Annotated in this window: 3 protein-coding genes; all 3 read left to right on the forward strand. The window is 64.3% G+C overall.

Annotation, left to right across the window (positions count from 1 at the left end; genetic code table 11):
- The coding region (locus tag ADADOO_RS08210; protein WP_511276605.1) for a sensor histidine kinase at window positions 1–1199 on the forward strand (1199 nt) is incomplete at its 5' end.
- On the forward strand, window positions 1189–1737 hold the full coding sequence (locus tag ADADOO_RS08215) for a permease (RefSeq protein WP_511276607.1): 549 nt from the start codon (window positions 1189–1191) through the stop codon (window positions 1735–1737). The genes ADADOO_RS08210 and ADADOO_RS08215, both read left to right, overlap by 11 nt.
- Entirely contained in the window at window positions 1734–3146 is a 1413-nt protein-coding gene (locus ADADOO_RS08220) for a sigma 54-interacting transcriptional regulator (protein ID WP_511276608.1), read from the forward strand. Before ADADOO_RS08215 ends, ADADOO_RS08220 begins: the two co-directional genes overlap by 4 nt.
- Window positions 3147–3390: the final 244 nt, after the last annotated feature.

A 3390-nucleotide genomic window follows, 5' to 3' on the forward strand; every position in this document is an offset into this window, starting at 1 on the left:
AATATCTGGTGCTCGACAACCCGGTCTTCCGCCAGCGTTTCGACGAGCACCTCAGCCAGTCGCTGGCCGTTGTCGACCGGCTCGATACACTGGCCGCCGAACCGTTGCAGCCCTTGCTCGGTGGCTGGCGGATGGTGGCCGAGGCGTTGCGCAGCGGTCTTGATCAAAATATTCCGCAAGCCGAGATTATTCCCCTGCTGGCCCGCATGGCCGAGCTTGATGGCCTGTTGAAACAGGCCGGGCAGCGCTGGATCGAAGCACAGAATCGTAAGTCGCTTGAAGATCTCGAGACTAACCGCCTGCGCCTCGGCGGGCGCATCGCGCTGGCTCTTTGTGGCGCGCTGCTCGTCGCCCTGGCCATGGGCTGGTGGCTGGTCCGTCCGGTGCGGCATCTGGAGCAGGCAATCATCCGGTTGGGGGCTAGTCGCTTCGACGAAGCCATCACCGTCGGCGGTCCGGCCGATTTGCGCCAGCTCGGCAAGCGCCTGGACTGGTTGCGCCAGCGCCTGGGCGAGCTGGAGACCGACCGCGAGCGGGCCTTGCGCCATGTCTCGCACGAACTCAAAACGCCGCTGACGGCGCTAAAGGAGGGCGTTTCACTGCTCCGCGAGGAGGTTCCTGGCCCTTTGGCGGGAGGGCAGCGCGAGGTGGTCGAGATCCTCCAACACAACGTGATCAGCCTGCAGCAGCAAATCGAAAGCCTGCTCACGCTCAATGCCGCCGCCTTCGAGGCGCGTCGCCTGCAAATTGCCCCGACCCGGCTGCGCCGGCTGCTCAGCACCGTCGCCCAGCGCCGCGAACTGCACAGCCAGTCGCGGCAGTTGAAGATCGTCATCGAAGCCTCGCAGGAGACGGCTATGCTTGATGCCGAGAAAATGACGGTGGTCCTCGATAATCTGCTATCCAACGCCATTGACTTCAGTCCGGAAAACGGTGAGATCCACCTCTCGGTCAGCCACGGTGAAGGCCTCTGGCGCTTCGAGTGCATCGATCAGGGGCCGGGCATCGCCGAAGAAGACCGGCAACGCATTTTCGAGCCCTTTGTCCAGGGCCAGCGGGCCGCGCCGGCACCGCGCCAGGGCAGCGGCGTCGGGCTTTCCATCGTGCGCGAACTGGTGCGGGCGATGGGCGGCACGGTCTACCTCGTCCCGCAAGAAGCGGGCGCCCATTTTTGTGTGGAAATACCTGATGAGCAGTAAGCACCCGACGTTTTCCCGCCGCGCGGCGGTTTTCATTTTTGGCCTTTTTTTCGGGTTGACCGTAGCCGGCTGCGCTTCCGGCCCCCTGGCCAGGAAATTGCACCTCGAAGACACCAGCCCGGAGGGGGCGCTGGCTTATAACCAGGGGCTGTCGCGTCTGACGCCCGCTGAGCTGAGTCGCGAACGGTCGGTGCTCGTTGCCGTGCCGCAGACGCCCTTCACGCAGGTCAGGATGGCGCTGCTGCTCGGCCATCCGCGCGTCCAGCAGGATCTCGGCAAGGGGCTGGCGTTGCTCGAAGGCGTACTCAAATCGAACGAACCGGCGGCGGCGCCTTTTCACCCGCTGGCCCGCCAACTTGCCGACAACTACCAGGAACGCATGAAACTCGAAAGCCAGCTCGAAAAGCAGAGCCAGCAATTGAAGGACAGCCAGCGCAAGAGCGCCGAGCTACAGGAAAAACTCGACAGCTTGGCCAACATCGAACAAACGCTGATCCCGCGCCCGCGCGTGGCTAGCCCGAATGGAGGCAAGCGATGATGGCCGGCGCTCACGTGCTGGTTGTCGATGACGACGAAGACATCCTCAAGCTGCTGACCATACGCCTGCGCGCCAAGGGTTTCCGGATCACCGCCGTCGGCTCGGGCGAGCAGGCGCTGGCCCAGATCGCCGTCGATCCGCCGCGCGTCGTCGTCAGCGACGTTCGCCTGCCCGGGCTGGACGGCCTGGCGCTGTTCGAAGAAATCCGCCGCACCCGGCCAACACTGCCGGTCATCCTGCTCACCGCCCACGGCAACATTCCCGATGCCGTCGCCGCCACCTCGCGCGGCGTTTTCGGCTACCTGACCAAGCCTTTCGACAGCCAGATCCTGCTCGAAAAGATCGACCGCGCCCTGCAGCTCTCGGCGCCGACCTCGCATCCCGGCGACGAGCCGCGCGCAGCGGGGAAGGGCGACGACGCCTGGATGGAGGGCGTCGTTTTTCGCAGCAGCAAAATGGCCGAACTGATGGCCGAAGCGCGCATGGTCGCCGCCTCCGACGCCAGCGTGCTGATTCGCGGCGAAAGCGGCACCGGCAAGGAGGTCCTGGCCCGTGCCATCCACCGTGCCAGTCCGCGCGCCAAGGGGCCGTTCGTCGCCATCAACTGCGGCGCCATCCCCGAACAACTGCTCGAATCCGAACTCTTCGGCCACGCCAAGGGCGCCTTCACCGGCGCCGGCGCCAGTCGGGTCGGCCTGTTCCAGACGGCCAACGGCGGCACGCTGTTCCTCGACGAAATCGGCGACATGCCGCTCGCCCTCCAGGTCAAGCTGCTGCGCGTGCTGCAGGAACGCGTCGTCCGGCCGGTCGGCACGACCAAGGCCGAGCCGGTCGATGTCCGTCTGCTTTCGGCGACCCATCGCGACCTCGATCTCGCCATGGCCCAAGGCCAGTTCCGCGAAGACCTTTACTACCGGCTCGACGTCGTCTCGCTCAACCTGCCGCGCCTCGACGAGCGGCGCGAAGACATCCCGCTGCTCGCCCTGCATTTCGTCCAGCTGCTCGCCGGCAAATACGGCAAGCCGGTCAACGGTTTCGCTCCCGAAGCCCTTGAAGCGCTGGCCACCGCAGCCTGGCCGGGCAACGTCCGGCAACTGTTCAACGTCGTTGAACAAAGCTGCGCGCTAACCTCGACGCCGCTCATCCCGCTCACCCTCGTCCAGCGCGCCCTGCGTGTGCCGGTCATGGATGCCCTGAACTACGCCGAAGCCAAGCAGCGGTTCGAGCGCAACTACCTCGTCCAGTTGCTCAAGCTGACCGACGGCAACGTCGCCGACGCCGCGCGCCTGGCCGAACGCAACCGGACCGAGTTCTATCGCCTGTTGCAGAAACACGACCTGACGCCAGCCATGTTCCGCAGCGAAGGCGATAGCCCGCCGTCAGGCGGTGACAAGCCCGCAGCGGCTTAGCCAAACCGCATTGCCATTCCGGCCGGCACGGGAGGATTCCCGGATATTTCTCCCTCGGGAAAAAACAACTGTCGTTGGTGCCCGACGGAATGCCCGTCGCAAAAAAACAGGGTGTTGGTTCAATTCATTGATTTAAATACAAAATAAATGGCTGGCACGGACTTCGCAATAGGCTGATGGCAATCAACAATAAAAGGGAATAGCCATGTTCAAACGTCATCTCATGGTCGCCTGCTTGACCGGC

The organism is Azonexus sp., from assembly GCF_036170495.1.
Taxonomy (GTDB): domain Bacteria; phylum Pseudomonadota; class Gammaproteobacteria; order Burkholderiales; family Rhodocyclaceae; genus Azonexus.

Excerpts from the sequence above, each read along its gene's own strand:
- ADADOO_RS08215 (WP_511276607.1), top strand. The coding sequence starts at position 1,189 with ATGAGCAGTAAGCACCCGACGTTTTCCCGCCGCGCGGCGGTTTTCATT.
- ADADOO_RS08220 (WP_511276608.1), top strand. The coding sequence starts at position 1,734 with ATGATGGCCGGCGCTCACGTGCTGGTTGTCGATGACGACGAAGACATC.